At 34.7% G+C, this 25,977-nt stretch carries 31 protein-coding genes; all 31 read left to right on the top strand.

Going from position 1 to position 25,977, the window contains the following annotated elements; all coding sequences use genetic code 11:
- Window positions 1-3: 3 nt before the first annotated feature.
- The 31 genes from BMX09_RS10425 (at window position 4) to mraY (ending at window position 25,966) form a co-directional block, all read left to right on the top strand.
- A complete protein-coding gene (locus BMX09_RS10425) occupies window positions 4-147 on the top strand; it encodes a zinc ribbon domain-containing protein (protein ID WP_407645243.1) in 144 nt (47 codons plus the stop codon).
- A 172-nt stretch (window positions 148-319) separates the two neighbouring features.
- Window positions 320-514, top strand: coding sequence for a hypothetical protein (locus BMX09_RS02125; protein WP_089746051.1), 195 nt, complete (start codon window positions 320-322; stop codon window positions 512-514).
- Window positions 498-917, top strand: a complete 420-nt coding sequence (locus tag BMX09_RS02120; RefSeq protein WP_089746050.1) for a GTP pyrophosphokinase — start codon at window positions 498-500, stop codon at window positions 915-917. Before BMX09_RS02125 ends, BMX09_RS02120 begins: the two co-directional genes overlap by 17 nt.
- A gap of 672 nt (window positions 918-1,589) precedes the next feature.
- Complete coding sequence (clpB, locus tag BMX09_RS02115) at window positions 1,590-4,187, top strand: ATP-dependent chaperone ClpB (RefSeq protein ID WP_089746049.1); 2,598 nt, start codon at window positions 1,590-1,592, stop codon at window positions 4,185-4,187.
- A 308-nt stretch (window positions 4,188-4,495) separates the two neighbouring features.
- Window positions 4,496-4,795, top strand: coding sequence for a hypothetical protein (locus tag BMX09_RS02110; protein WP_089746048.1), 300 nt, complete (start codon window positions 4,496-4,498; stop codon window positions 4,793-4,795).
- Window positions 4,796-4,878: 83 nt separating this feature from the next.
- The gene (locus tag BMX09_RS02105) at window positions 4,879-5,256 is read left to right on the top strand and encodes a DUF2187 domain-containing protein (RefSeq protein WP_089746047.1); all 378 of its coding nucleotides are present in this window, start codon (window positions 4,879-4,881) and stop codon (window positions 5,254-5,256) included.
- A 63-nt stretch (window positions 5,257-5,319) separates the two neighbouring features.
- Window positions 5,320-6,222 carry a hypothetical protein gene (locus tag BMX09_RS02100; protein ID WP_089746046.1) on the top strand — a complete coding sequence of 301 codons (903 nt, stop codon included), beginning with the start codon at window positions 5,320-5,322 and terminating at the stop codon, window positions 6,220-6,222.
- A 12-nt stretch (window positions 6,223-6,234) separates the two neighbouring features.
- Window positions 6,235-6,444, top strand: coding sequence for a cold-shock protein (locus BMX09_RS02095; protein ID WP_089746045.1), 210 nt, complete (start codon window positions 6,235-6,237; stop codon window positions 6,442-6,444).
- A complete protein-coding gene (locus BMX09_RS02090) occupies window positions 6,444-6,860 on the top strand; it encodes a ribonuclease HI family protein (RefSeq protein WP_089746044.1) in 417 nt (138 codons plus the stop codon). The genes BMX09_RS02095 and BMX09_RS02090 overlap by 1 nt, the downstream gene beginning before the upstream one ends.
- The gene (locus BMX09_RS02085; protein WP_089746043.1) at window positions 6,857-7,141 is read left to right on the top strand and encodes a glutaredoxin; all 285 of its coding nucleotides are present in this window, start codon (window positions 6,857-6,859) and stop codon (window positions 7,139-7,141) included. The genes BMX09_RS02090 and BMX09_RS02085 overlap by 4 nt, the downstream gene beginning before the upstream one ends.
- A 25-nt stretch (window positions 7,142-7,166) precedes the next feature.
- Entirely contained in the window at window positions 7,167-7,868 is a 702-nt protein-coding gene (locus BMX09_RS02080; RefSeq protein WP_089746042.1) for a YoaK family protein, read from the top strand.
- An 11-nt stretch (window positions 7,869-7,879) separates the two neighbouring features.
- A complete protein-coding gene (locus tag BMX09_RS10240) occupies window positions 7,880-8,440 on the top strand; it encodes a thioredoxin domain-containing protein (protein WP_245711109.1) in 561 nt (186 codons plus the stop codon).
- Between the two features lie 369 nt (window positions 8,441-8,809).
- Window positions 8,810-10,612: a Rib/alpha-like domain-containing protein gene (locus BMX09_RS02070; RefSeq protein WP_089746041.1), complete on the top strand. Its 1,803-nt coding sequence runs from the start codon at window positions 8,810-8,812 to the stop codon at window positions 10,610-10,612.
- Between the two features lie 176 nt (window positions 10,613-10,788).
- Complete coding sequence (locus BMX09_RS02065) at window positions 10,789-12,015, top strand: glycosyltransferase family 4 protein (protein WP_089746040.1); 1,227 nt, start codon at window positions 10,789-10,791, stop codon at window positions 12,013-12,015.
- A complete protein-coding gene (locus BMX09_RS02060) occupies window positions 12,008-12,874 on the top strand; it encodes an NAD(P)-dependent oxidoreductase (protein WP_089746039.1) in 867 nt (288 codons plus the stop codon). The genes BMX09_RS02065 and BMX09_RS02060 overlap by 8 nt, the downstream gene beginning before the upstream one ends.
- A 111-nt stretch (window positions 12,875-12,985) precedes the next feature.
- Window positions 12,986-13,216, top strand: coding sequence for a YkuJ family protein (locus BMX09_RS02055; protein WP_089746038.1), 231 nt, complete (start codon window positions 12,986-12,988; stop codon window positions 13,214-13,216).
- Between the two features lie 93 nt (window positions 13,217-13,309).
- Entirely contained in the window at window positions 13,310-13,840 is a 531-nt protein-coding gene (locus BMX09_RS02050; RefSeq protein WP_089746037.1) for a YqeG family HAD IIIA-type phosphatase, read from the top strand.
- A complete protein-coding gene (gene yqeH, locus BMX09_RS02045; protein WP_177159494.1) occupies window positions 13,833-14,975 on the top strand; it encodes a ribosome biogenesis GTPase YqeH in 1,143 nt (380 codons plus the stop codon). Before BMX09_RS02050 ends, yqeH begins: the two co-directional genes overlap by 8 nt.
- A 21-nt stretch (window positions 14,976-14,996) precedes the next feature.
- Window positions 14,997-15,323, top strand: coding sequence for a ribosome assembly RNA-binding protein YhbY (gene yhbY / locus BMX09_RS02040; RefSeq protein ID WP_089746036.1), 327 nt, complete (start codon window positions 14,997-14,999; stop codon window positions 15,321-15,323).
- Window positions 15,324-15,329: 6 nt separating this feature from the next.
- Window positions 15,330-15,932 (top strand): nicotinate-nucleotide adenylyltransferase, encoded by a 603-nt coding sequence (locus tag BMX09_RS02035; RefSeq protein WP_089746035.1) that lies wholly within the window; start codon window positions 15,330-15,332, stop codon window positions 15,930-15,932.
- Complete coding sequence (gene yqeK / locus BMX09_RS02030) at window positions 15,925-16,524, top strand: bis(5'-nucleosyl)-tetraphosphatase (symmetrical) YqeK (protein ID WP_089746034.1); 600 nt, start codon at window positions 15,925-15,927, stop codon at window positions 16,522-16,524. The genes BMX09_RS02035 and yqeK overlap by 8 nt, the downstream gene beginning before the upstream one ends.
- Window positions 16,525-16,539: 15 nt before the next feature.
- Window positions 16,540-16,896 (top strand): ribosome silencing factor, encoded by a 357-nt coding sequence (gene rsfS, locus BMX09_RS02025; protein WP_089746033.1) that lies wholly within the window; start codon window positions 16,540-16,542, stop codon window positions 16,894-16,896.
- Window positions 16,897-16,907: 11 nt separating this feature from the next.
- On the top strand, window positions 16,908-17,813 hold the full coding sequence (locus BMX09_RS02020) for a class I SAM-dependent DNA methyltransferase (protein ID WP_089746032.1): 906 nt from the start codon (window positions 16,908-16,910) through the stop codon (window positions 17,811-17,813).
- Between the two features lie 12 nt (window positions 17,814-17,825).
- Window positions 17,826-19,046, top strand: a complete 1,221-nt coding sequence (locus BMX09_RS02015) for a nucleotidyltransferase (RefSeq protein ID WP_089746031.1) — start codon at window positions 17,826-17,828, stop codon at window positions 19,044-19,046.
- 119 nt (window positions 19,047-19,165) lie between these two features.
- Window positions 19,166-19,519, top strand: a complete 354-nt coding sequence (locus BMX09_RS02010) for a hypothetical protein (protein WP_089746030.1) — start codon at window positions 19,166-19,168, stop codon at window positions 19,517-19,519.
- A gap of 342 nt (window positions 19,520-19,861) precedes the next feature.
- Window positions 19,862-20,293 (top strand): division/cell wall cluster transcriptional repressor MraZ, encoded by a 432-nt coding sequence (gene mraZ, locus BMX09_RS02005; RefSeq protein ID WP_089746029.1) that lies wholly within the window; start codon window positions 19,862-19,864, stop codon window positions 20,291-20,293.
- A gap of 17 nt (window positions 20,294-20,310) precedes the next feature.
- Complete coding sequence (rsmH, locus tag BMX09_RS02000) at window positions 20,311-21,258, top strand: 16S rRNA (cytosine(1402)-N(4))-methyltransferase RsmH (RefSeq protein ID WP_089746028.1); 948 nt, start codon at window positions 20,311-20,313, stop codon at window positions 21,256-21,258.
- Window positions 21,259-21,295: 37 nt separating this feature from the next.
- Window positions 21,296-21,682 carry a hypothetical protein gene (locus tag BMX09_RS01995; RefSeq protein WP_089746027.1) on the top strand — a complete coding sequence of 129 codons (387 nt, stop codon included), beginning with the start codon at window positions 21,296-21,298 and terminating at the stop codon, window positions 21,680-21,682.
- 119 nt (window positions 21,683-21,801) lie between these two features.
- Window positions 21,802-23,490, top strand: a complete 1,689-nt coding sequence (locus BMX09_RS01990) for a peptidoglycan D,D-transpeptidase FtsI family protein (protein WP_245711108.1) — start codon at window positions 21,802-21,804, stop codon at window positions 23,488-23,490.
- Window positions 23,491-23,502: 12 nt separating this feature from the next.
- Complete coding sequence (locus BMX09_RS01985; RefSeq protein ID WP_089746025.1) at window positions 23,503-25,011, top strand: UDP-N-acetylmuramoyl-L-alanyl-D-glutamate--2,6-diaminopimelate ligase; 1,509 nt, start codon at window positions 23,503-23,505, stop codon at window positions 25,009-25,011.
- Window positions 25,004-25,966, top strand: coding sequence for a phospho-N-acetylmuramoyl-pentapeptide-transferase (gene mraY, locus BMX09_RS01980; RefSeq protein WP_089746024.1), 963 nt, complete (start codon window positions 25,004-25,006; stop codon window positions 25,964-25,966). The genes BMX09_RS01985 and mraY overlap by 8 nt, the downstream gene beginning before the upstream one ends.
- Window positions 25,967-25,977: the final 11 nt, after the last annotated feature.

Genomic DNA, 25,977 nt, shown 5'->3' with positions numbered 1-25,977 from the left:
CAAATTTGTAGCCATTGTGGCAATAGAAAACATCTCAACCTAACTGATAGAACATATTGTTGTGAATGTGGTCTTGAGTTAGATAGAGATATAAATGCTGCACTGAATATAAAAAACGAAGGACTTAGAATCCTCATGAGTGCATAATAAAAAATAGGTTATAGTAGGGTAGGAACTACCCAAACTTATACGCTTGTGGACTTTTTGTAAGACGGAGGAATAATCAATTAGATTAGGAAACGCAGGAGAGGACGAAACAAGAAGCGCCTAAGCTTTAGCTTAGTGTGTAGTTCACTTAAGATAGAAAGGATTGAGCAATATGGCTAAACCATTAACGGAAACAGAATATTATTATTGTATAGATTATGATAGGTATGTTAAGTGTGAAGATGGGATGTTTTATGTTATAAAAAACGGAAAAGAAGAGTTCAATGATTTCTACGCTAGAATAATATTCGGAGATATTTGGACTAGAGATATAACTGAGGAAGAATACTATGCGCAACTTAATTAAAGCATTCTTTATCATGTTAAAGGCTCATAAAGGGCAAAAAGATAAGGCTGGAAAAGCTTATTTTTGGCATCCTATCAATGTAGCGTTAGGCGTAAAAGGTATTAGAACTAAAACCGTTGCGTTGTTACATGATGTTTTAGAGGATAGCGATTTGTATACGGTTGATGATTTTTGGTTTTTAGATTCCGTTCAGAAAGAAGCTTTACTATTGATGACACATGATAAAACGGTAGACTATTTAGATTATGTGAAGTCAATAAAAACGAATCCTATAGCAAGAGCAGTTAAATTATCAGACTTAAAACAGAATTCCAACTTAAATAGATTAAAAAAAGTGACCAAAAAAGATATCAAGAGAAAAGAGAAGTATCATAAAGCTCAACAAATATTAGAAGAATGCTAATGTGATATAGCTCATGTCGAAAGATATATCAATTATGCAGAGTTAATAAAATTCAAAATATAAATGTTACATCAAATATACTAATAAACTGTTTGCCAAATTTTTATACCCCAAATATGTTAAATGCTAAATCACATACAGTTTACTATTCCTAATAAACAAAAACTCCTGGCATTAGCCTTTCCATATGGTAAAAGACTAGCACCAAGAGTAGTTGATTTGTTTTATGGGTATAATTTACCACAAAAAAGCCGTCACAACAACAAAAAAATGGACTGTCCCATCTCAAAAGGTCGCCTAGTGCGGTCTTTTTTTGCGTTTATATAGGTATGGGTTGCGAAGATATAATATTCAAGGTGCAATTCAAATGATTTTTCAGCGAAATTTTTCTTTCTTTATTATGCGCAAAATTTTTTGTTAGGTTTCGGCAATATTTTTTACAGATGCTTGCAAATTTCTTTGACCTTTTTCGATAAAATCTTTAAAAAATAGATTAAAACAGCGATTCAGCCCTTAACAAAATCCCTAATTTTCCTTATAATAGAGGTGTGGAACCGTTTTCTAAAAAATATTTGACTTTTTTTGACTAAAATAGATTAAATTGTTTGACCATTACTGACTAAAGGTGTATTATATGGTCATACAAGGAAATCTTGTTAAGGGGGAATATATATGAACATAGAAAAAATGACTACAACAATGCAACAAGCGCTAGCCGATGCACAACAAATCGCTGTTGTGAGAAAACATCAACAAATTGACATTCCTCATTTATGGAAGGTATTTTTACAGCCAGACCATTTTGCTAGACATTTATATGAGGGTGTTAATGCACCATTAGAACCATTAGATCGTATTGTTGACCAAGAATTAGATCGTATTTCAGTAGTTGAGGGTGGTAATGTACAATACGGCCAATCAATTACTTCAAACTTATATCAAGTATTTGCTGAAGCAGAAAAGATTCGCAGTGAGTTCCAAGATGAATATGTCGCTGTGGAAGTTGTATTACTAGCTTTAATGCATTTACCACATCATCCAATTGCTAAATTATTAATTGAATATGGCATCACTGAAAAAGTATTAAAAGAAAAAATTGAAGAACTTAGAGGGGGAGAGCGTGTGACTTCACAAAATCAAGAAGAACAATATGAAGCATTGAAAAAATATGCTCGTAACTTAAATGAAGCCGTTAAATCAGGCAAACAAGACCCAGTAATCGGACGTGACGAAGAAATTCGTGATGTAATCCGTATCCTATCTCGTAAAACAAAAAATAATCCCGTCCTAATCGGGGAACCTGGTGTTGGTAAGACAGCCATCATCGAAGGATTAGCACAACGTATTGTCCGTAAAGACGTACCAGAGAACTTAAAATCAAAAACAATTTTCTCATTAGACATGGGTGCTTTAATTGCTGGTGCAAAATATCGTGGTGAATTCGAAGAACGTTTGAAAGGTGTCTTAAAAGAAGTCACTAAAGCAGACGGTGAAATCATTCTTTTCATCGATGAAATCCATACAATTGTTGGTGCTGGTAAAACAGAAGGCTCAATGGATGCTGGGAACTTATTAAAACCAATGCTTGCGCGTGGTGAATTACACTGTATTGGTGCCACTACATTAGATGAATATCGTGAAAATATGGAAAAAGATAAAGCCCTAGAGCGTCGTTTCCAAAAAGTATTAGTACAAGAACCTAGTGTTGAAGATACAATTTCTATTTTACGTGGATTAAAAGAACGTTTTGAAATCCATCACAGCGTAAATATTCACGATGCCGCCTTAGTAGCCGCTGCAACATTATCAAATCGCTACATCACTGATCGTTTCTTACCAGACAAAGCAATTGATTTAGTCGATGAAGCTTGTGCAACAATCAGAGTAGAAATGAACTCAATGCCAACTGAATTAGATGCCGTAACTCGTCGTTTAATGCAATTAGAGATTGAAGAAGCAGCCTTAAAAATGGAACACGATGACGCTTCTAAAAAACGCCTAGCTACTTTACAAGAAGAATTAGCTGAATTACGTGAAGAAGCAAATTCTCTAAAAATGAAATGGGAAATCGAAAAAGAAGAAGCCAATTCAATCCGCAACAAACGTGAAGAAATCGATAAAGCTCGTCACGAATTAGAAGAAGCCGAAAGTGATTATAACTTAGGTCGGGCTGCCGAATTGCGTCATGGGTTAATCCCAAGTTTAGAACGTGAATTACGTGAATTAGAAGAAAAAGTAGCTGAAAAAGCAGGCACTGCCGAACGTTTAGTGCAAGAATCCGTTACCGAAGAAGAAATCGCTCGTGTAGTTGGACGTTTAACTGGTATTCCTGTGACTCGCTTAGTAGAAGGCGAACGTGAAAAATTATTACACTTAGAAGATACCTTACATCAACGTGTTATCGGACAAGAAGAAGCTGTCGCAAAAGTTAGTGATGCAGTCTTACGTTCACGTGCTGGCTTACAAAATCCTAATCGCCCAATCGGATCATTCCTATTCTTAGGTCCTACAGGTGTCGGTAAAACAGAATTAGCCAAATCATTAGCTGAAGATTTATTCGATTCAGAAAGTCACATGGTTCGTATCGATATGAGTGAATATATGGAAAAATTCGCTGTGTCTCGTTTAGTCGGAGCACCTCCAGGATATGTCGGTTATGAAGAAGGTGGCCAATTAACAGAAGCTGTAAGAAGAAGCCCATACACAATTGTCCTATTAGACGAAATCGAAAAAGCTCACCCAGACGTATTCAATATCTTATTACAAGTATTAGACGATGGACGCTTAACAGACTCTAAAGGACGTGTGGTTGACTTCACGAATACTGTCTTAATTATGACAAGTAATATCGGTTCACAATACCTATTAGATAATGAAGGTGACACTATCAATCCGGAAACAAAAGCCTTAGTAGAATCTGTCTTAAAACAACAATTCAAACCAGAATTCTTAAACCGTATTGATGAAACAATCTTCTTCACACCATTATCACGTGAAAACATTAAAGGTATCATTACTAAGATGACTCGTCAATTAACAGAACGCTTAGCCGAACAAGAAATTACATTAACATTATCAGATGAAGTTAAAGAATGGATTGGCGATAATGCTTATAATCCAATCTACGGTGCTCGTCCAATCGCACGTTACATCCAACGTGAAGTCGAAACACCACTTGCTAAAGTCATGATTAAAGGTGATGTAATGCCTGGGGATACCATTGAAGCACAATTAGTAGATGAACAGGTAATATTTGCAAAAAAGTCATAATATAGTAACAACTCACTTGAGGGGATGAATACCACAAAGGGAATACCAAACTTCTTATCAGGAAAAATGAGGTATTACTCAAATGAAGAAATAAAGAGCAGACTGGCATCTTGTCGGTCTGTTTTTTTGCTTAGTAAAAATATTCATTTCCGAAAAAAGAAATAAATGAACTAATAATTCACATAACTTATCAGTGAATTGTGAATGTTTTGTGCTTAAATCATATGAATAATAGCAATGATTTGTCTCAACACTATAATCTTTTGTATAATGAAAGTGTAAACGAATACATTTTTGGAGGGGTTAATATGTTAGAAGATATGATTACAATTTTGAAGTATGAATACCACATTTCACCAGGACAATATTTTGAAGTGGATACGCCTTGGGTTAAAGATATTAGCGAAGTCAAGACCATCATTATTGATCAAGATAATGTTTTTACTAAAATGGTGAATATCTATCCGGGAGGTTTTGTGATGTTTCTAGAACAATTCCCAACACATAGCATCTATCGTACGAATTATCCATTAGAACTCAAAGAAAATAGTGATGTCTATCACATTGTATTCGATAAAACTATTCAATCAGAGACTCTAAAGGGTTAGTGAAGATTTTTTGCCTATTATATGGTATAATGTAAATGTACTGGTGTAGATTAAAGACTAGCACATAGAAAAGAGGCGATAATATGACATTAAAAGTCACTAAACAAATTAAGGCCAATGTTGAAACGGAATTACGTAAAGGAACAAGCAAGTCTCGTATTGCACATATTTTGGGAGTTCCTTATGAAGAAGCAATTACCATTATCGAAAAGATTAAAGAGTCTATTCGTCCAGATGTTGGCGATTGCATTCGTTTTACTTTCCGTGAAAAAGAGATGATCGGTAAGATTGAAAAGTTATTAACGAATAGTGCAGTAGTAGCAATTGATTGGGAACGATCTAATGATGTAATGAAAGATATTTGCGAAGATCGCACAATTGTTAATTTTAAAGATATTGTTGAATTTATGACAGTTGAGGATGAATCAGCAGAAGAAATAAAAGAGGTAGTGGAAGATTAATTGAGAGACTAGAACACTCGTTTTAGTCTTTTTTCTCTATATAGATGAGTAAGGTGGTAGAATATGACAAGTAATAATACGGAATTAATGGTTGAAATTAGGGCATCACTTGAAGAAGGCAATCAAGAACAAGCATGCACATTATTAAAAGACTTGTTAGAAGAAGAGCTTGATCCAACGATAGTGCGTGTATATTTTGAGGTATGTTTAGACTTAGCTCATTTTGAAGAAATAGAAGATTTTGTTGATAATCAAGGTGAAATTTGGCTTGAGAATCCTTTGAATCAAGAACTAGTTCCATATTATTTCCAATCATTATTAAACCAGAAAAAGTATTTATATTTACTAGAAGAAGTTGATTGGGAAAAATATTCAGACTATCAATTAATAAAAGAACAAGCTGATAATTTATTACGCTTGCAAGAAATTGAAATAGTTCAAGCGATTAAGGAGCAATTAAATAACTTGGAACAACAAGTTGATATTAATCCAGAAGCAGCAATGTATTTAGTTCAGAGATGTCTTAATTTACGTTGGGATAAGCGTCAATTAATCTTACCATTACTGTTGCAAGCCGAACATATTCCAAGCATTGCGAAGACCCAATTATTACAAGACTGGTATCTTTTTAGTGAGGAAGAAACAATTTTAATAAAATGGCACGGTAAGGATAGAAAAATTTATGAAAAGGCTTTATACTTATTACAGCAACATATATTTTGGTTAGAAGGCGAAGGTAAGATTCGTGCTTTAATGGAGGATAAGGATGCATCATTAACAGAGATGTTGGTACAATACTTTTATTCTGATTTATTAAGTTTGTATCCCTTTATTGATGAGCATATTGATTCAATTGAAGAGTGGCTAGAATTAACACTTGTTGCGCTAGAGGCGAATCTTTTTTTAGCATCATCAGATGATGAAGTATTAGAGAGATTGCCGAAATTACTGAAAGAAACACACTAAGGGGGAATCGTCATGAAAACAGGAACTGTAAAGTGGTTTAATAATGAAAAAGGCTATGGATTTTTAGTAGAAGATGGTACAAATGAAGAAGTGTTTGTTCATTTTACTGGAATTAATAGTGAAGGATTTAAAACATTAGAAGACAATCAACAGGTAACGTATGATGTAGCTGAGGGTGTTCGTGGACTTCAAGCGACGAATGTTACGGTTATTAAAAAATAATGATAAGAGTATATACAGATGCGGCCGTAGCCGGGAATCCAGGCTTGGCGGCTGTGGGAGTGTGTATAGTAACACAGGGACAACAAGAACAACTAACAGCAGAAATTGATGTTCTTTGTGATAATCACTTTGCTGAGTTGTGGGCGATTCGTTTTTCCTTGCAATATTTGAAAAAAGAGCATAAAATAAATGACATGATTTTTCTATATTCAGATTCTAAACTTGCAGTTGATGCGATTCGAAAAAAGTATGTAAAACGTAATGAATATCGTATAATTTTGCAAGATATTTTAGAGTTAATAGAAGAATGTAGTTTTTTTGAGTGTGAGTGGGTTCCTGATGGCAATAATAAAGGGAGTGACCATTTAGCACGACAAGCATTACAACAATTAAAGAGGAAAGGACTGTCATCATGAGTAAGCATATTTTGTATTATAGTAGTCTGTGCCCAGATACAACACCTTTTGTAGCCGAGTTAGATAAGCTAGATTTGGAATATGAAAAAGTTGATATTACTGCGAGCATGGCGAATTTGAAAGAATTTTTGCGTTTGCGAGATGAACGCCAAGAATTTGAGGAACGTAAAAAATGGGGATTTGTTGGTGTACCTTGCTTGGTTACCAAAACTGGTCGTTGTATTTTTGAACTTAGTGAGTTGAATGGTACGGCATGTGGATTTGTACCGATTGAACCGTAAGAAGTGAGGCAGATAGGAAGAGAGTTTGAGTAGAAAAAAAGTGGCAATTAAAGAACATCGAGTATGGTTAACACTCTGGATTTATTTGTTGAGTCTAGTATCAGGATATATTAATGTAGCGACGATTGTATCGTTTGCGACGCCGGTAACCCATGTGACGGGAACGATTACTAAGACTTCTATCCAAGCCTTTCATGGTAATTGGCGAGGGTTCTTTTTTAGTATGATGGTTTTGGCGAGTTTCTTTATTGGGAGTGCTGTGAGTGGTATGTTTTTTTCTGATAAAAGATTCGGCTTAAAGCATCGTTATGGGGTATTATTAATGTGTTATGGTGCTATTTTATTTTCAGTTAGTACATTTTTTGATTTAGGTAGATATATTACATGGTTACTAGCATTTATTGTTGGTTCTCAAAATGGTATGTTTATCTTTTATCGTGGTACATTAGTGAGGACTTCGCATTTTACTGGATATTTAACGGATGCTGGCTTTACTTTAGGAATGTTATTAAAAGGGGAGACTCATGAATATTGGAAATTAATTTTTTATAGTATTAATATCATTATTTTTTCATTAGGTGGGGCATTTTATTTAGTAACGGCTAATATGATGGGGAATAGATATTTACAATGTGCGGCTGTGATGTATATGTTAATTGGATTGTATTATTTCATTTTTAGAAATATCTTCTTTCAACCAGCACATAAAGAAAAATTTAAGGCATAATTGGGGGATATATGAATCAAAATAGAGATAAAATTCGTGAATTAACCACATTGAATGTTATTATGATGGTGGGTATTATCGTAGGGGCTTTAATTGGTTTAGCAATCGATAATATCTTAGGTGGCTTAATTTTTGGTGTTTTAGTAGGTTTTATTGGACGTTCGGTATATTTAAGAAAAAAATATCGTGAATTAATAAAAGAAACAGATAAAAAATCAAAAGGGGATGTACGAAAGATGACTTTTTCAGAAGCTGTTGCAAGTTTAACAACCATAACTATTGCGACAATTACAGAAACAATTAATACTAAAGGGAATATGGTGGCGTTTATGGGATTTAGTGGATGTCCATTCTGTCAAAAATTTGCGCCAAAATTTAAAGAAGCAGTCGAAGGGCAAAAAGCTTATTTTGTTCCATCACGTGAAGCAAGTGACTTAGAGAATATTCAAGCATTTCGTAAAGCTCATAATATCCCAACTGTTCCAGCTTTAATCGTTGTAAAAAATGGTCAAGTAAAAGTTATTTGTGATTCTAGTTTAAGTGTTGAAGATATCAAAGAATTTATAGAATAAAGTAGAATGATTGCGGCTTTAATCACGGGCGTTTCAAGAAGTATATAAAGTAGTAAATACTGAGGCTTTTTCCATACATAAGGGAAGAGGTCTTTTTTTGTTGCGAAAAATAATCAATTATGACAATTAACAATAATATAAAGAGAAAGAGAATAGCAAATTACTTCATGATTTCTTTTTTTATGAAAAAAATCTAATTTATCACAATAAACCGAATCTTTTATGTAAAACATTGCAAAATAGGCTGAAAACCCATTTGTATCAATATTTTTTCGAATACTTTGTGAAAGGTACTCTATATTTACTTTTTGCTGATTATGAGTTTATAATGAGCTCAAATCAAAAAACTAAAGAAAGAAGGAAAATGCAATGCAAAGAAAAAACATGCGTGAAACAAAGCAAAAATTCACCATCAAAAAGTTCAAAGTAGGTGTAGGTTCAGTCTTAATTGGTACAATCATGTCAGGGGTAATGCTCCCAACAGCTGTACTAGCAAGCGAGTTGGATTCATCCACTCCTTTAGAAAATAGTTTTTTAGTAGAAGCACCTAATTTGGCAATTAATCAAGGAAATACCCCAAAAACACAAGAAGAAACACTAGACTCACCACCAACAACTCCAGAAGTAACAACAACTCCAGAAACTCCAACCTTACCAACAATGGAAATCCCAGTTGCAGAAACAAATTCCGCAGAAACAACACCAGAAAAAACAATCACAGAAAACACCCCAACAACAATCGATAAAAAAGATGATGACGATAAATATGAACCAGTAGCAAAAACTTTATGGGTATCACCAGGAGCAACCATTACCGAAGAAATGATTTTAAACCAAGTAAGTGTTCCACGTTATCCCCATCCAGAAAAATTAACGAAAAAAATAGATAACAAAAACAAAATCCCAACACCTGAACAACTAATTGTAGGTGCTGAGTTTAAAGTTGAAGTAGAGGTCACTTATGCAGATGGCTCAGATGATGATATTGACGTTATAATTAAGGTTCGAAAAACAGATGCCGATAAATACACTCCAACAGCCACAAAAATAGAAGTAATAGTTGGAGAGAAAATTACTCCAGACATGATTAAAGAGCACATCACTATTCCAGCAGATGCCCCAATTAAAGAAGTCAAATATGGCACCACCCCTCCAACCGACATAGCAGGTGATAAAGCACCAATCAAAGTAACCATCATTTATCAAGACGGTAGTACAGATATCGTTGAAGTCCCAGTCCATGTCACAGAAAAACCAATAACTCCAACAGATGCCGATAAATACACTCCAACAGCCACAAAAATAGTAGTCCCACAAGGCATGAATATTTTAGATGAGATGGTAAAAGAACATGTAACATTACCAGAAGACATTGAAGCAACAATCACTAAAATCACCGGTTCACGCGATACAATGACACCAGGCGACAAAGATCCGTTAATCGTCGAAGTAACTTATCCAGATGGTACAATTGATACAGTCGAAGTTCCATTATGTGTAACAGATATCCCTGATAATGAAGTTTATGAACCTACAACAGAAGAGATTGAAGTAACTGTAGGAACAGAAATCACAAAAGACATGGTAAAAGAACACGTAACATTACCAGAAGACGTTAAAGCAACAATCGGAGCAATTACTAATATTCCAGATACCTCAACTCATGGTGATAAAGACCCCATTCAAGTAGAAGTTAACTATGCAGATGGTAGTTGCGATTTGGTTAAAGTAGAAGTTCACGTATTAGATCCAAATTCTCCAGATCCAGACAAACCAGTCGACCCAGATAATGGTGATGGCACAAAACCAGACAAACCAATCAATCCAGATAATGGAGGCGATAGCACAGATTCCGACAAACCAATCAATCCAGATAATGGAGGCGATAGCACAGATCCAGACAAACCAATCAATCCAGATAATGGAGACGATAGCACAGACCCAACTAAACCTAACCAACCAGTCGATAGTCCACAAACTGATAATCATAACTCAAACAATAATCAAAATAACACTAGCAAACCAGTCAATAACGTCACACCGTTAAAAAGCTCATCAATGTCTTACATGCGTTTACCACAAACTAGTGCACAAACGTTACTAGAATTTGCAACTATTGGTATTCTAATGACAGGAATTGGCGCAGTGTGTCTAGCTAAACGCAAAAAATAATGAAATAAATCATTTATCGAGAGTCGACAGCTATTTTGTCGGCTCTCTTTCGCTAAATATGTCTGAATTATATAAAAAGCGTATAAATATCTTCTCTATCTAGTGACATTTATACCTACCTCAATTATAATAGTAATGTTATAGAGTTAATTAGATGTATATAGAGGGGGAGTAAAATGAATATCGGTATTTTTACAGATACCTATTTCCCACAAGTTAGTGGCGTATCGACATCAATTCGTGTATTAAAAGAAGAATTAGAACGTCGAGGTCATAAGGTGATTATTTTTACAACGACAGATCCTAAGGCTACAGCTTTAGAGCATAATATCGTTCGCTTAGGAAGTATTCCACTTTTTTCTTTTAAAGAGAGAAGAATTGCCGTTAATGGATGGGGAAAAGCATATAAAGCTGCAAAGGAACATAATTTAGATATTATTCACACGCAGACAGAATTTGGATTAGGTTTATTAGGGCGTGTGGTAGCAAATATGCTAAAAATTCCAACAGTACATACATATCACACCATGTATGAAAAGTATTTACATTATATTGCGAATGGTAAAGTTTTGAAGCCGGCTCATGTCGCTTACATTTCAAAATCATTTTGTAATCAAACAAGTGGAGTCATTGCACCTAGTCAAATGACAAAGGATACCCTGTTGCGTTATGGCGTTTTACAAGAGATACGTGTTATTCCAACCGGTGTTGAGATTCCAGAACAAGATATTTCAGGAGCACAACAATTACGCTATGAATTAGGTTATACAAAGGATGAATTTGTGTTATTATCATTAAGTCGAGTGTCACAGGAGAAGAATATTGCCGCAGTAATAGCAGCAATGCCAGAAATTATTGCAACTAATGATAATGTGCGTCTATGTATTGTCGGGGATGGACCTGAGCGAAAAGTCTTAGAACAACAGACAAGGGATTTAAATTTAGAAGATTATATTCAATTTACTGGTGAAATCGATCCAAAACAAGTTTACCGCTATTATCAAATGGCTGATTTATACGTCAATGCTTCAGAATCTGAAAGTCAAGGCTTAACCTATTTAGAAGCATTAGTGAATCGTGTGCCAGTAATCGCTAAATACAATGATTACTTAAACGGTTTATTAACAGATACTTGCTTGGGGGTGTTATGCCACTCAGATGAAGAGCTTGCGTCAACAATTTTAGAATATATGAATTATACGATTGATACCGAATTAGCGGAACAATTACGTGCCTCATTAATTTCAGAAATATCAGTGGCAACCTTTGCGGATCGAGTATTAGACTTATACAATTCTGCAATCGCTGGATATAATTGGCATTTACAGCATGAGCAAAATAAATTAACACCGAAATATATCTTAAAATCAATTGAAAAGATAAAGGATGAGATTCATGACTAAAGTGGGATTCATTGGTACAGGTGTCATGGGAAAAGCTATGGCAACACATATCTTAAAAGCAGGTTATCCATTATTTGTCTATAACCGTACGAAAGAAAAAGCTTTAGAATTAATCAAAGCAGGCGCTACTTGGTGTAATACACCAGCAGAGGTAGCCCAACATGCAGAAGTAATTTTGACAATTGTTGGGTATCCTAGTGATGTGAGAGAAGTCTATTATGGTGAAGCAGGAATTTTTTCAAGTGTTAAACCGGATACCATTTTAATCGATTTGACGACTAGTACGCCAACTTTAGCCAAAGAAATTTATCAGACGGCCAAAGAAAATTCATGTTTTGCTCTCGATGCGCCAGTTTCTGGTGGCGATTTAGGGGCAAAACGTGGTACACTATCAACGATGGCTGGTGGCGACAAAGAAGTTTTCCAAAAAGCACTACCGATTTTTGAGACTTTTTCTAAAACCATTAAATTACAAGGTACAACAGGTTCAGGTCAACATACCAAGATGGCTAATCAGATTATGATTGCCGGTACAATGACTGGCTTAGTAGAAATGTTAGCCTATGCTGACAAAAGTGGCTTGAATTTATCGGATGTATTAGAGACAGTTGGTGGCGGAAGCGCTGGGAATTGGTCGCTAGAAAATTATGGTCCAAGAATTTTAAAAGGTGATTATTCGCCAGGATTTTTCGTGAAACACTTTTTAAAAGATTTGTCGATTGCTTTGGATGAAGCTGAAAAGATGAATTTGGACTTACCATGCACAAAATTAGCACGAAAATTATACCAAGATTTGTGTGATGAGGGCTATCAAAACGATGGAACTCAAGCATTAATGCGCTTATATTCAACAATCTAGAAAATATTTAAGGTTTTTAGTGAAAAAAATTAAAATATTTGGTATGTTATATAGGTCTCACAAGGAATTTTGTGTTAAAATAAATAGAGAAAGTTTGAAAGGGGTAAATTTATGAAACCTTCACAATTAGTAGCAATTGTACAACGATTACAAACAATGGCAGATCAAAACACAGATATCGAGATTCGTCGTTTTGAAAAAAATGGCGTTGAAAGATGTGTTGTAACATTTAATCAAGAACAGGATAGTTTTGAATTAGAAGATTTAGAAGCTAAACAAACATTCCGTTTTGATGATATTGATTTGGTAGCAATCGAAATTTTTGAAATTTTACAAGACTAATCATAATTTGACAGAACCATAGCTTTTGCATGTCTTTGTAAATGCTATGGTTCTTTCATCGTATTGAACGAAAAAAGGAGAAAGATTTAAAAAATGTTAAAACTATTTACACCAACATGGTTAAAGGAACGTTTTTCAGATATTCCTGTTAGTTTTTTTGTTAAACACAATATTAAAACAATTTTTACGGATTTAGATAATACATTAATTTCACCTAAAAATCCGAATGCAACGCAAGAGTTAACAAAATGGATTAATGAAATGAAAGAAGCAGGAATCCAAGTTGTATTAGTGTCTAATAATAAGAGTAGCCGTATTGAAAAAGTTGCCAAGCAAGTGGAGGTACCTTTTGTATATCCAGCCTTAAAGCCATTTCATAAAGGGTTAGAACAGGCAATGTCAGTAGTGAAGTGTCCTAAAGAGCAAATTGTCATGATGGGCGATCAATTAATGACGGATGTTTTAGGAGGAACAACATTTGGTTTGAAGACCATTTTGGTGAAGCCTTTAGATAAAAATGATGGACTTGGAACACGGATTAATCGTGTGTTTGAAAAAATGATTTTAAAAGCATTATATGGTAAGAATTTAGCAATGTTATGGGAGGTAAAGTCTAATGACTGAAGGAATGAATAATGAACAAGTACATGAGCATCAATATGCCTGTATCGGGTGTGGTGTAGACATCCAAACAGAAGAACCAAAAGAGATTGGTTATACACCGAAGAAAGCACTACAAAAATCATTAGACAATAATGAAGATGTATACTGTCAACGTTGCTTTAAATTACGCCACTATAATGAATTGCATCCAGCCTCATTAACAGATGATGATTTTTTAAGAATGTTATCAGGGATTGCAGATAAGGACGCTTTAGTAGTTTTTGTTATTGATGTCTTTGATTTATATGGCAGTATGATTTCAGGATTAAAACGTTTTGTTGGGGATAATCCGGTATTATTCGTAGCCAATAAAGTGGATTTATATCCAAAAGTAGTAAACCGTAACAAGATTAAGAACTGGATCGAAAATCAAGCAAAAGAATATGGTATCAAACCAGTTGGCACAATTTTAACAAGTGGTAATAAACGTGTTAATATTGACCAATTATTAAATGCCATCAACAAACACCGTAAAGGTAAAGATGCCTATGTCGTTGGTGTTACAAATGTTGGTAAATCAACCTTAATTAATAAGTTAATCCAAAGTATCGGTGGCGATAAAGAGGTTATTACAACTTCTCAATTCCCAGGTACAACATTAGGTCAGATTCATATTCCATTTGATGAGCATAGTAGTTTAATTGATACGCCAGGGATTATTCACCGTCAACAAATCGCTCACTATTTATCAGATAAAGATGTGAATGCTGTCTTACCGCAAAAGGAATTACAACCAAAAACATTCCAATTAAATGCGGAACAAACAATCTTTATTGGTGGTGTGGCACGTGTGGATTATGTCGAAGGTGAAAAGAATTCATTAACATTCTATACTCCACAAAAGATTGACTTACACCGTACAAAACGTGAAAAAGCAACAGAATTTTATGCAAAACATAAAGGTGGCATCTTAACACCGCCATCAAAAGAATCAGCAGCAGACTATCCAGAATTAGTTAAGACACGCTTCACTGTGAAACGTAAGAGTGATATTGTGATTGCTGGATTAGGTTGGGTAACTGTCCATAAGCCAGGTGTGGTTGAAGTATGGCGTCCCAAACAAGTTAATGTAATGATTCGTGATTCAGTAATTTAATATAGGGGGAAAATAATTAATATGACATTTACAGGTAAACAAAAACAATTCTTAAAAAAAGAAGCACATGGCTTAAAACCAATTTTCCAAATCGGTAAAGGTGGCTTAAGTGATGAAATGATGTTCCAAATTAAAGCAGCTGTTGAAAAGCGCGAGTTAATTAAAGTTGGTTTATTACAAAATACTGATGAAGAAACTTCAGAAGTAGCAGCTTTATTAGAAAAAGCGACTGGAGCGACAGTTGTTCAAACAATTGGTCATACAGTAGTGTTATATAAACAAGCTGTAAAAGAAAAAAATAGAGAATTATCAACACGTTTTGAAAAAGCATTTTCAAAAAGAGGGTAATTCAAAATGATACAAGAATCAGTCGGTGATAATTCAAAAGAAAGAGTTGGGATTTTAGGGGGGAGTTTTAACCCGGTGCATATTGGGCATTTAATTATGGCTGAACAAGCAAAAAGTCAACTAGGTTTAGATAAAGTTTTATTAATGCCTAGTAACCAACCACCTCATATTGATACGAAAAAGACCATTGATGCTGAGTTACGAGTAGCAATGTTAGAGCGTGCAATTGCAGGTAATGAGGGGTTTGGATTGGAATTAATTGAATTAGAACGTCTGGGGAAAAGCTATACTTTTGATACAATGCAATTATTAGTTGAACGATATCCGAATAAGGAATTTTACTTTATTATTGGAGGCGATATGGTTGAGTATTTGCCGAAGTGGTATCGTATTGATGAATTACTCGATTTAATAACTTTTGTAGCAGTTAAAAGAGTAGGATATCAGGTTGAATCAAGTTATCCCGTAGAATGGATTGATAGTCCAATGATAGATATCAGTTCAACAATGATTCGTAATAGTATTAAAGATAAACAAAGCATTCGTTATTTGGTTCCAACATCAGTAGAAGAATTTATACTAGAAAGAGGGCTATATCAACATGATTAATGACTTTACACCATACTGTTTACTAGCAAGAGAAGAATTATTAGCGAAAATTAGCGCCAACATGCGTAAAAGTCGCTTCGAGCACACATTAAGAGTCGAACAAAAAGCAATTCAATTAGCTAAAAAATATGGCGTATCAGAGACGAAAGCGGCATTAGCGGCACTTGTTCATGATTATGCTAAAGATATACCAGTAGAAGAGTTACAACGCTTAGCAGTCTTGTATCGACTTCCAGCGTCATATCACCAACAAAACTCGAATATCTTACATGGACCAGTTGCTTCAAAATTACTTGATGAAGAATTTGGCATTACTGACCAAGAGATTCAACTAGCTGTCTATCAGCATACAATTGGTGGGAAAGAAATGAGTACCTTATCGCAAATTATTTTTATGGCGGATGCTACTGAGGATGGTCGTGACTATCCGGGTGTTGAAGAAGCTAGAAGAATTGTGAATCAAGACTTATTTGAAGGAGTATGCTTTATGATGAAGCATACATTACATTATTTAATTGATATTGAAGCGGATATTTTTATAGAAGCAATTGAAGTATATAATGAATTAGTAGCGCATAAAGCAGATAAATAGAAAAGAGGAAAATAAATGACTAATCAAAATAAAGAATTATTAGAAGTTGTTTTAGCTGCGGCTGAAGATAAAATTGCACAAGAAGTTGTCGCTTTAGATGTAAATGGTTTAACATCTGTGGCAGACTATTTTGTGGTAATGAGTGGTAAAAACGAGAAGCAAGTAAAAGCAATCGTTGATGAAATTGAAGATAAAGTTTGGGAAGCAGGATTTACTGTTAAAGCAATTGAAGGTAAAGATGGCGGTAAATGGATGCTAATGGACTTAATTGATGTGATTGTTCATGTCTTTGCTCCAGGCGAACGTGAATTTTACAATTTAGAAAAATTATGGCGCGATGCACCAATCGTAAATGTAGCAACAGAAGCGTAGGGTAAAATCTTATGACTTTCAAAAAATTTGCGGAAGTATATGATGAAGTTATGGACCAGTCTGTGTATGCGGACTGGTTATCTTTTACTAAAAAGAATATTGATTCATATGCAAAACGTCCAATTAATAACTGTTTAGAGCTAGCGTGCGGTACTGGTGCCATCGCAAGAATGTTAGCCAAGGATGGTTTTAATGTTGTGGGATTAGATTTATCTGAGGATATGTTAGCAGTTGCTCGTGAAAAAGCAATGATTGATTCTTTAGAGGAATTAGAAGACTGGGAATTATTAGAGATTTTAAAAGGGGAAGATGGTGTAGATTTAGCGGAAGGATTTAAAGCGTTAGATGATTGGAACTTAGCTAGTTCAGCAAGTGAAGCACAAGGCTCTTCTAAGAAAAAATCTAAAAATAAATCAACTTCTGGTACATTAGAATGGCTACAAGGCGATATGTGTGATTTATCTAGCTTGAATAAGTGTGATATGGTGACATTATATTCGGATTCTTTATGTTATTTAACAGATTTTAATCAAACGAAACAAGTTTTTAAGACGGTATATGATTGCTTGGAAGAGGGCGGCTTATTCTTATTCGATGTACATTCATGGCATCAAATGACGGAAGTGTTCCCTGGTTATCAATATAATTATACAGTCGATGATTTAGCGTTTTTATGGCAAAGTTACGAATATGAATGGCCTGGTTCGGTTGAGCATGTGGTACAAATGTTTATAGAAGATGAAGATGGTAAGTTTAATCGTTTTGAAGAAGTTCACGTTGAGCGTACATTCCCAATGGATGATTATTTACGTGAATTAAAAGCGGTTGGATTTGATTTTATTGATGTACAAGAAAACTTTGGTGAAGGACCTGTTACGGCTGATGCGTCACGTTGGTTCTTTGTTTGTCGTAAATAATTGAGGTGATTGATGATGAGAGCTTGTGGTATTATTGCTGAATATAATCCTTTTCATCAAGGGCATCAGTATCAACTTGAATGTGCTAAGCGTGAGAGTGGTGCGGACGTCATTATTGTTGCGATGAGTGGTAATTTTGTTCAAAGAGGTGAACCGGCGATTTTTGATAAGTGGACAAGAGCGAAGATGGCTTTGAAGCAGGGAGCGGATATTATTTTAGAAGTTCCAACCATTGCTTGTGTTCAGTCGAGTGATTATTTTGCCAAAGCGGGTGTTTGTTTATTGGCGGATGCTGGATGTTTTGCGTTGTCATTTGGTAGTGAGGAAGCTGGTCGTAAAGAGTTTACTAGAGCTTTTGAGCAGTGGTGTTCAATTGAAGATAAACTGCATCAAAGTTTAAAAGAAGCAAAAGACTTAAAGCATCTATCTTATCCTAGACAAATAGCAGAACTGGTAGCTAGGCAATATCCAAAAGCTTGTGCATTGCAAGAAATTCTAAAAAATCCCAATCAGCAATTAGGTTTTTCTTATTTAAAAGCGATTCATAAGGAGAAACCTAAGATGGAGATTTTTCCAATTAAGCGTGTGGGAGCTAATCATAATGATGAAGAGGCTTATCTACAGCAATTTGCTAGTGGTACGGCGATTCGGCAAGTGTTGTGTCAATCTAGTAGTCAATTGCATGTAGATGATAGTTTTTTAGCTAAACAATTAGCTTTATCTAAGGAAGAATTAACTGAATTTTTGGATAAACAGGCTATTGTGTCGTGGGAATCCTATTGGTCTTTATTACAATACCGCTTGGTGACTTGGAGTGAAGAAGAATTGCGTCAGATTTATCAAATGAATGAAGGAATTGAAGTTCGTTTGAAAAAGTTTGCTAGTAGCGCTACTTCATTTGCTGACTTTTTGGCAGTGGTTAAGAATAAGCGTTGGACGCAGACTCGTTTACAAAGATTATTGATATATTGTTTATTAGGTATTACAAAAGAAGAAGTGGAGCGCTATTTTTCGGAAGGTAATCAAGCGATTCAAGTGTTAGGCTTTTCATCAAATGGTCGTGAATACTTAAAAGCATTAAAGAAATCAAGCGCTGTGCCATTTATTACGAATTATGCTAGTACAAAAGATATCTTTAAAAAGCAATATCAAATAGATCAAGTCTATCGTTTGGCGGATTCGGCTAAAATTTTAGAACAAAATATTAAAAGAATTCCGATTATCATCACATAAATTCACAAAACTTATACCAATTTAAGTTAGCGTGCGAATTGGTATAGGTTTTTTGTCTAAAGTAAGGTATACTGTGTAATGGAGATAACTCAAGTATAGGTAAAAGGTGGGAAGGTTTGATGATTAGTATTTTTTATGAGCTTAGTTTAATCTTGGCGTTAATTGGTTGTTATATAGCATTGAAGTTAGTAGTCGGTAAGCGATTATATTATTCCGAAGATAGTTATATTACAAGGCGTGAATTATTATTACCTTTAACATTAGTATGGGTCTTAACGACTAGTCGAATAGTATTGAATGTATCAGTTTTTCCCTATATATTATTCGTTGTTTCCTTAACTAGTTTATTAGTATTATTATTACGTCAGAAAGATTTTAATCCATGGGTGTTTGTTCATCGTTTCTTTTCACTGAGCTATTTATTATTAGTTTTGGTGGGAGTAGGATTGGAAGTGGCACGCATTTTTATTTAATTTTATCGTTTTAAAAACGAATTTTCGGCGGTTACTGTGTTGTACAGTGGCCGTCTTTTTTATAACGAAAAAACGTTTGGAAGCTATCTATCGAGTTAGAATAAGATTTTTTTTTACAAAAACAGCTGATTGTCTGATGGATAGTTTAGTTATAAGAAAACATGCCCCACCTTTCAATATAGGATATAGTACAATATCATGTATTTTATAAAAATGAACTGTCTATATATTGTGTATTAGTAGTGTGTTTATGAAAAAATATTAAATTTTCAATAAAAAGTGGTGAAAAGTGGGGGGATGTGGTAGAATATGGTTAAGTAGTGAAGATTGGGGGGACTGTATATGTTGATTGGTGAATATTCACACGCGATTGATGCCAAGGGACGTATGATTGTTCCTGCTAAATTTCGTGAGGATTTAGGTTTTTCCTTTATTATTACACGTGGTTTAGATGGCTGTCTTTATGGATATCCACAAGATCAATGGCGACAACTGCAAGATAAGTTGAAGCAGTTACCACAATCTAAGAAAGAATCGCGTGCATTTACAAGATTTTTCTATTCTGCTGCAACAGAAGTGGAATTTGATAAACAAGGTAGAATTAATATTCCGCAAACATTACGAACTCATGCCGACTTAGAGAAGAATTGCCGTATTATTGGTGTTTCTGACCGCATTGAGATATGGAGCGAAGAGCGTTGGCTAAGTTTCGCTGAAGAAGTAGAAGAGAATTTTGAAGATTTAGCTGAGAACATGATTGATTTCGGTTTTTAGATCAATAGGAGAAGAGAATGTTTAAACATATAACAGTATTATTAAATGAAACAGTAGATTATTTAGATATTAAACCAGACGGTATTTACGTTGATTGTACTTTAGGTGGTGCAGGTCATAGTAAGTATTTATTAAGTCAATTATCAGATAAAGGGCATTTATATTGCTTTGACCAAGATCAACAAGCAATTGACCATGCTAGTGAGTTTTTAAAAGAGGAATTAGAAGCGGGTAAGGTTACTTTTATCCATTCGAATTTCCGTCATATAAAAGAAGAATTAAATAAATTAGGTATCTATGAAGTGGATGGTATCCTATATGACTTAGGCGTATCATCACCACAATTGGATCAGATTGAGCGTGGCTTTAGTTACCACAAAGCAGCTAAGCTAGATATGCGTATGGATCAAACGGCTGAATTAACAGCTGAAACAATTATTAATGAATGGTCATATGAAGACTTGGTTCGTATTTTCTTCCGTTATGGTGAAGAAAAGTTCTCAAAACAAATTGCACGTCGAATTGAACGTATTCGTCAAGAGAAAAGAATCGAGACTACAGATGAATTAGTTGAGATTATTAAAGACTCAATTCCAGCGCCAGCTCGTCGAAAAGGTGGACATCCTGCTAAGCGTGTCTTCCAAGCGGTACGTATTGCTGTTAACGATGAATTAGCTGCTGTAGAAGATTCATTAGAGCAAGCCTTAGCATTAACAAAAGTCGGTGGACGTGTGAGTGTGATTTCATTCCATTCATTAGAAGACCGTATTGTTAAGACCATGTTCAAGCAAGCTTCGACAGTCGAAGCGCCATTATTAAATTTACCGATTTTACCATCGGAAGAAGAAAAAGCGCCATTTAAGTTAGTGAATAGAAAGCCAATTTTACCTTCGAAAGAAGAGTTAGAGCAAAATTCTCGTGCTCAAAGCGCAAAATTAAGAGTCATCGAACGTATTACAAAATAAAACCAAGTTAAGTAGTTGATAAGAGAGGGGGGATTGTATGGCTTTAGCAGAAGAATATTTTGATCATTTAACTACGAATACTAAAGCAAATACCACAACTCATCCGAATGTTGAAATTATCAGTCCTCCAAATGATGCAGTTATTCCGCAAGTTAAGGTGAAGACGAATTATGGCACATTTGCGATTGCGTCTATTATGTTTTTAGCTTTTCTAGCGGCGATTACAATTTTATCGACAATGGTTGTATCTAATAAAAATCATCAATTACAAGATATTAAAACCAATACAACAATTATCCAACAAGATAATGATGTATTACTTCAATCAGTCCAAGAATTATCACAGTATGACCGAGTAATGGAGATTGCTAAAGAAAAAGGATTTCAAATGAATGAAGAAAATGTAAGGAATGTTGAAAAATGATGAAAAATTCAAGTAAGCAACCTATAGAACGAGTGAGGAATAGAAAGATTGCGAGCCTAAGCTTGTTTGGTATCGCGGTCTTTCTATTTCTTATTTTTTCAATAAGATTTTATGTTGTAATGATTAATGGCGAAAGTAACGGCCATAATCTAAATACAGAAGTAGCACAACAGACAAAGAAAACAAAATTATTAACTGCCAATCGTGGTAATATTTTTGATATGGATGGTAAGCCAATTGCAGTCGATGCAACAAGTTATTCCTTATATGCTGTTTTAACAGATAAATGGTCACAAGAGCATAAGGAACAAGATCATGTAACCGATATTAATATGACAGCTGAAAAGTTAGCCAAACATATTAACTTATCTGCAGAAGATATTAAAAAGATTTTAATGCAAAAAGATGTAGATCAAGTTGAGTTTGGAAATGCGGGTTCGAATTTATCTGTTCAGACAAAGCAAGCTATTGATGCTGAAAAGTTACCGGGAATTAAGTTTAATCAATCACCGAGTCGTTTTTATCCAAATGGCATTTTTGCATCGCATTTAATTGGTTATACGGATGTGGATACTAAAGTTGATGAAGGAATAGAAACAAAAGTATTAGTAGGTCGTATGGGGATTGAAGCGATGTATGATAAAGAACTTTCTGGTGAAGATGGTCTAATGGAATATTTAGCAGATGGTAAAGGTTATCCCATCTATGGTAGTGAACGTGTTGTGAAAGAACCTGTTAGTGGTAATAATATCTACTTAACTTTAGATAAGCGTCTACAAACGTATCTAGAAACATTGGTAACAGAAGTCAATCAAGAATTTGACCCTGTATCAATGGGAGCGATGTTAGTTGAAGCAAAGACTGGCAATATTATTGCAGCTACACAACGGCCAACCTTCAATGCAACCACTAAAGAAGGAATTGACAATATGTGGAACAATCTATTATTAGATGAAGCCTATGAGCCCGGTTCGACATTAAAAGTTCTAACCTTAGCAGCGGCCATTAATGAAGGTGTCTTTGATCCTAATGAAAAGTTCAAATCTGGTAGTATTAAGATTTACGATGATGTTGTTAGTGACTATAATAAGGTTGGTTGGGGAGATATTACTTATTTAGAAGGGATTGCTCATTCAAGTAATGTGGCATTTGTTAATTTGGTTCAAAAGATAGGTATTCAAAAATGGAAAGAATATTTAGAAGATTTTGGCTTTGCGAAGTCAACGGATTCTGGCTTTAAAAATGAAGTGGCAGGGATTAATCCATATGAATCATATCTACAACAATTATCAACTGGCTTTGGTCAAGGGATTACTGTTACAGCTTTTCAAATGATGCAAGCTTTTACTGCGGTAGCGAATCAAGGAGAAATGATGAAGTTACGCTTTGTCGATCGTATTGAAAAGCCTGATGGTGAAGTAGTAAAAGAAATTAAAGAGACAAAATTAGCACACCCAATCTCACCAGAAACTGCTAAGAAAACATTAGAGTATCTAACTGCAGCAACTGAAATGGCGGGAAGTACAGGTCATAATTTAATGATTAAGGGTGAAAAGATTGCTACAAAAACTGGTACAGCAGAATTGATTAATCCTGAGACAGGTAAGTATTATGCATTTGGTAATAACTACATTTATTCTGTAGTTGGATTTACACCAGATAGTGATTCTGAGTATATTTTCTATATTTTCATTAAGCAACCACAAAATAATCCACGCGGTTTACCTGGTTCAAAAATTTTAGAGCATGTTTTTAATCCGTTTATGAAACGTGTATTAGATTCAGAAAAATTAAACAATAAAGAGTAAGAAGGGGATATTATGAACGGTTTAGAATTAGCAAATCAAATTGCTATCAAAAAAATAGTTGGTGATATTACGTCGGTTGAAGTCGTAAACCTACAACAAGACTCACGTAAAGTAACACCAGGAACAGCATTTTTCTGTGTAGATGGAGAATATGTTGATGGACATCATTATGCGGATAAAGCAGCTGAAAGTGGTGCGGTATTATTTATTGCCTCAAAAGATATTTCAAGTAAAGTCGGTGATATCCCTGTTATTTATGTAAATGATGTGAAGCATATTATGGCAAAATTAGCTAACCATTTTTATGATTATCCAAGTTCAAAATTAAATATGATCGGTGTAACAGGAACGAATGGTAAAACTACAGTAACGCATTTGATTGAATGGATTTATCGTAAAAATAATCAAGATACAGGAATTATTGGAACAATCTATCGTAAAGTAAAAGATCAAATCTATCCAACGATTAATACAACACCTGATCCATTAATTATGCACGAAACTTTAAATGAAATGGTAAAAGAACAAGTATCGATGTGTGCTTGCGAAGTCTCTTCTCATGCGCTATTCCAAGGTCGTATTTGGGGGGTGGACTTTAACACTGCAGTCTTTACTAATCTTACACCCGATCATTTAGAAACGCATAAAACAATGGAAGAATACGGTACGGTTAAGAGTTTATTATTTGCACAATTAGGCAATACTTTGAAGAATGGTAAAGCGCGTTTTGGTGTCATTAATCTAGATGATCCATTTGCTGAAAAGTTAATCTATCGTACTTCTGCAGAATTAATTACCTATAGTTTAGTTGACGAGTCAGCCCACTTTTTTGCTAAAAACATGAAATTCTTCACTGATAAGACTACTTTTGATTTAGTGGCGAATGGCGAAGTGTTTGCTGTTGAGTTACCTTTAGTGGGGGACTTCAATGTGGCGAATACTTTAGCGGCGATTGCAGCAAGTTTTGTGAATGGTATTCAGATTCAAGATGCGGTGACGGCTTTAGCAAGCTTTGAAGGTGTATCAGGACGTATGCAAGGGATTGAAAATGATTTAGGTATTCAAGCGATTGTTGACTATGCGCATACTCCAGATGGCTTAGAGAAATTAATTGGCACTTTGAAAAAATTAGACTACAAAAAATTAATGATTATGATTGGACATGATGGTGGTAATCGTGATAATTCAATCCGACCAGCTCTAGGTAAATTATCACTAGATAATGCAGATTATGTGGTCTTTACATCGGTTAATCCGCGTAATGAAGATCCAACTAAGATTATGACGGAGATGGTAGCTGATCATAAAGGTGAAAATTACGAATTCGTGATTGATCGCAAAGAAGCTATCTATCGTATGGTTGAATTAGCAGAAGCAGGTGATTTAATTGTCTTTTGTGGTAAAGGTCATGAATCATTGCAACATTTAGATGGTGTATCAATACCATTTAATGAAGCAGAATATGTACGTCAAGCATTAGCAGAAAAAAGTGAAACATTAAAGGGGATTAATCATGAATAGTTTATCAATGGGTATGATTGTCGTAGCTGTATTTTTAGCAACAGTAATCGCAATGCCTTACTTTATTAAATTTATGCGCAAGAAGCAATTAGGACAAGTCACACGTGAAGAAGGACCATTATGGCATGAAGCTAAAACGGGTACACCAACGATGGGAGGAGTCGTTTTCTTAGTGATGATCTTATTAAGTATGATTATTTTTGGTGCTATAACTGGTCATTTCACGATTAAATTAATTAACGGCATTTTTATTTTCCTATTCTTTGGCTTAATTGGTTTTATTGATGACTTTATTAAAGTGTTCAAAAAGCAAAATGAAGGTCTAACAAGCAAGCAAAAATTCTTAGCTCAATTATTTGGTTCAGCAGTTTTTGTGTGTTTATTTGTACAAAGTGGTCAATCTCCAATGATTATGGTACCATTTGTTGGTTCAGTAACAAGTATTGTATTATTTACTGCTTTTACCATGTTTTGGATTACAGGATTTTCAAATGCAGTTAACTTAACGGATGGCTTAGATGGATTAGCAGCGACAACCTCAGCAATTGCCTATGCCTTTTATGCGTATCTTGCTTTTAAAGAAGGTCAAATGGAAGTTTTAATCATGTGTTTATCAGTTATTGGCGCTTTATTAGGTTTCCTAGTTTATAATAAAAAACCAGCACAAATCTTTATGGGTGACGTTGGTTCATTAGCATTGGGTGCTGGCTTAGCGATTGTATCATTATTATTGCACCATGAATGGTCATTATTAGGTATTGGTATTGTCTTCGTCTGTGAAACAGCTAGTGTAATGTTACAAGTTGCTTCATTTAAAACAACAGGGAAACGTATCTTTAAAATGAGCCCAATTCATCATCATTTTGAAATGTGTGGTTGGAGTGAGAAAAAGGTAGTAACTGTCTTTAGCTTAGTAGGATTGCTAGGCGCAATAATGACAACAATTTTAATGTAAAAAATAAGTGA

The organism is Granulicatella balaenopterae (genome assembly GCF_900111135.1).
Lineage (GTDB): Bacteria > Bacillota > Bacilli > Lactobacillales > Aerococcaceae > Granulicatella > Granulicatella balaenopterae.
The sequence above is the reverse complement of the archived record's forward strand: the minus strand, read 5'-3'. Positions and strand labels throughout refer to the sequence as shown.

What these genes read in the sequence shown, in the direction of transcription:
- BMX09_RS02090 (WP_089746044.1), top strand. Translation starts at nt 6,444, where the DNA reads ATGATAAGAGTATATACAGATGCGGCCGTAGCCGGGAATCCAGGCTTG.
- BMX09_RS02015 (WP_089746031.1), top strand. Translation starts at nt 17,826, where the DNA reads ATGATGAGAGCTTGTGGTATTATTGCTGAATATAATCCTTTTCATCAA.
- BMX09_RS02095 (WP_089746045.1), top strand. Translation starts at nt 6,235, where the DNA reads ATGAAAACAGGAACTGTAAAGTGGTTTAATAATGAAAAAGGCTATGGA.
- clpB (WP_089746049.1), top strand. Translation starts at nt 1,590, where the DNA reads ATGAACATAGAAAAAATGACTACAACAATGCAACAAGCGCTAGCCGAT.
- BMX09_RS02020 (WP_089746032.1), top strand. Translation starts at nt 16,908, where the DNA reads ATGACTTTCAAAAAATTTGCGGAAGTATATGATGAAGTTATGGACCAG.
- BMX09_RS02120 (WP_089746050.1), top strand. Translation starts at nt 498, where the DNA reads ATGCGCAACTTAATTAAAGCATTCTTTATCATGTTAAAGGCTCATAAA.
- mraZ (WP_089746029.1), top strand. Translation starts at nt 19,862, where the DNA reads ATGTTGATTGGTGAATATTCACACGCGATTGATGCCAAGGGACGTATG.
- mraY (WP_089746024.1), top strand. Translation starts at nt 25,004, where the DNA reads ATGAATAGTTTATCAATGGGTATGATTGTCGTAGCTGTATTTTTAGCA.
- BMX09_RS02010 (WP_089746030.1), top strand. Translation starts at nt 19,166, where the DNA reads ATGATTAGTATTTTTTATGAGCTTAGTTTAATCTTGGCGTTAATTGGT.
- BMX09_RS02070 (WP_089746041.1), top strand. Translation starts at nt 8,810, where the DNA reads ATGCAAAGAAAAAACATGCGTGAAACAAAGCAAAAATTCACCATCAAA.
- BMX09_RS10240 (WP_245711109.1), top strand. Translation starts at nt 7,880, where the DNA reads ATGAATCAAAATAGAGATAAAATTCGTGAATTAACCACATTGAATGTT.
- BMX09_RS02125 (WP_089746051.1), top strand. Translation starts at nt 320, where the DNA reads ATGGCTAAACCATTAACGGAAACAGAATATTATTATTGTATAGATTAT.
- BMX09_RS02050 (WP_089746037.1), top strand. Translation starts at nt 13,310, where the DNA reads ATGTTAAAACTATTTACACCAACATGGTTAAAGGAACGTTTTTCAGAT.
- BMX09_RS02100 (WP_089746046.1), top strand. Translation starts at nt 5,320, where the DNA reads ATGACAAGTAATAATACGGAATTAATGGTTGAAATTAGGGCATCACTT.
- BMX09_RS02065 (WP_089746040.1), top strand. Translation starts at nt 10,789, where the DNA reads ATGAATATCGGTATTTTTACAGATACCTATTTCCCACAAGTTAGTGGC.
- BMX09_RS02110 (WP_089746048.1), top strand. Translation starts at nt 4,496, where the DNA reads ATGTTAGAAGATATGATTACAATTTTGAAGTATGAATACCACATTTCA.
- BMX09_RS02060 (WP_089746039.1), top strand. Translation starts at nt 12,008, where the DNA reads ATGACTAAAGTGGGATTCATTGGTACAGGTGTCATGGGAAAAGCTATG.
- rsmH (WP_089746028.1), top strand. Translation starts at nt 20,311, where the DNA reads ATGTTTAAACATATAACAGTATTATTAAATGAAACAGTAGATTATTTA.
- BMX09_RS01985 (WP_089746025.1), top strand. Translation starts at nt 23,503, where the DNA reads ATGAACGGTTTAGAATTAGCAAATCAAATTGCTATCAAAAAAATAGTT.
- BMX09_RS02035 (WP_089746035.1), top strand. Translation starts at nt 15,330, where the DNA reads ATGATACAAGAATCAGTCGGTGATAATTCAAAAGAAAGAGTTGGGATT.
- rsfS (WP_089746033.1), top strand. Translation starts at nt 16,540, where the DNA reads ATGACTAATCAAAATAAAGAATTATTAGAAGTTGTTTTAGCTGCGGCT.
- yhbY (WP_089746036.1), top strand. Translation starts at nt 14,997, where the DNA reads ATGACATTTACAGGTAAACAAAAACAATTCTTAAAAAAAGAAGCACAT.
- yqeK (WP_089746034.1), top strand. Translation starts at nt 15,925, where the DNA reads ATGATTAATGACTTTACACCATACTGTTTACTAGCAAGAGAAGAATTA.
- yqeH (WP_177159494.1), top strand. Translation starts at nt 13,833, where the DNA reads ATGACTGAAGGAATGAATAATGAACAAGTACATGAGCATCAATATGCC.
- BMX09_RS02085 (WP_089746043.1), top strand. Translation starts at nt 6,857, where the DNA reads ATGAGTAAGCATATTTTGTATTATAGTAGTCTGTGCCCAGATACAACA.
- BMX09_RS01990 (WP_245711108.1), top strand. Translation starts at nt 21,802, where the DNA reads ATGATTAATGGCGAAAGTAACGGCCATAATCTAAATACAGAAGTAGCA.
- BMX09_RS02055 (WP_089746038.1), top strand. Translation starts at nt 12,986, where the DNA reads ATGAAACCTTCACAATTAGTAGCAATTGTACAACGATTACAAACAATG.
- BMX09_RS01995 (WP_089746027.1), top strand. Translation starts at nt 21,296, where the DNA reads ATGGCTTTAGCAGAAGAATATTTTGATCATTTAACTACGAATACTAAA.
- BMX09_RS02105 (WP_089746047.1), top strand. Translation starts at nt 4,879, where the DNA reads ATGACATTAAAAGTCACTAAACAAATTAAGGCCAATGTTGAAACGGAA.